2 protein-coding genes are annotated in these 804 nt (G+C 64.8%); both read left to right on the top strand.

Going from position 1 to position 804, the window contains the following annotated elements:
• A partial coding sequence (locus tag EOA27_RS38575; RefSeq protein ID WP_127258980.1) for a pyridoxal-phosphate dependent enzyme occupies positions 1-635 on the top strand: 635 nt, incomplete at its 5' end.
• 2 nt (positions 636-637) lie between these two features.
• Positions 638-804: tryptophan synthase subunit alpha (locus EOA27_RS38570; protein ID WP_189562383.1), on the top strand; the 167-nt coding region annotated here is incomplete at its 3' end.

Below are 804 nucleotides of genomic sequence, written 5' to 3'. Positions count from 1 at the left end.
CCTATTACCTGATCGGCACAGCCGCCGGCCCGCATCCCTATCCGGAGATGGTACGCGACTTCCAGTCGGTGATCGGCTCCGAGGCCCGCGCCCAGATTCTGGAACAGGAAGGCCGGCTGCCGGATGTCATCATCGCCGCCGTCGGCGGCGGCTCCAACGCCATCGGCCTGTTCCACCCCTTCCTTGACGACAAGGAAGTGCGCATCATCGGCATCGAAGCGGGAGGGCGCGGCCTCGACGGCGTCGAGCATTGCGCGTCGATGAATGCCGGCAGGCCCGGCGTGCTGCATGGCAACCGCACCTATCTGCTGCAGAATTCCGACGGCCAGATCCTCGACGGCCATTCGATCTCGGCCGGTCTCGATTATCCCGGCGTCGGCCCCGAGCACTCCTGGCTGCGCGATTCCGGCCGTGTCCAATATGAGCCGATCCTCGACGACGAGGCGCTGGAGGCCTTCCAGCTCACCACCCGGGTCGAGGGCATCATCCCGGCGCTGGAATCGGCGCATGCCATCGCCCATGCGATGAAGATCGTGCCGAAGATGGACAAGGACCAGCTCGTCATCGTCAATCTGTCCGGCCGCGGCGACAAGGACGTGCATACGGTGGCCAAGATGCTGGCCATGGAGATCTGACAATGACCACCCGCATCGACCGCCGCATGGCGAAGCTCAAAGCCGAAGGCCATCCGGCTCTGGTCACCTACATCATGGGCGGCGACCCCGACTACGAGACCTCGCTGTCGATCATGAAGGCGCTGCCTGCCTCAGGCTCCGACGTCATCGAGCTCGGCATGCCCTTCTC

The organism is Mesorhizobium sp. M2A.F.Ca.ET.037.01.1.1 (assembly GCF_003998075.1).
Taxonomy (GTDB): domain Bacteria; phylum Pseudomonadota; class Alphaproteobacteria; order Rhizobiales; family Rhizobiaceae; genus Mesorhizobium.
The sequence above is the reverse complement of the archived record's forward strand: the minus strand, read 5'-3'. Positions and strand labels throughout refer to the sequence as shown.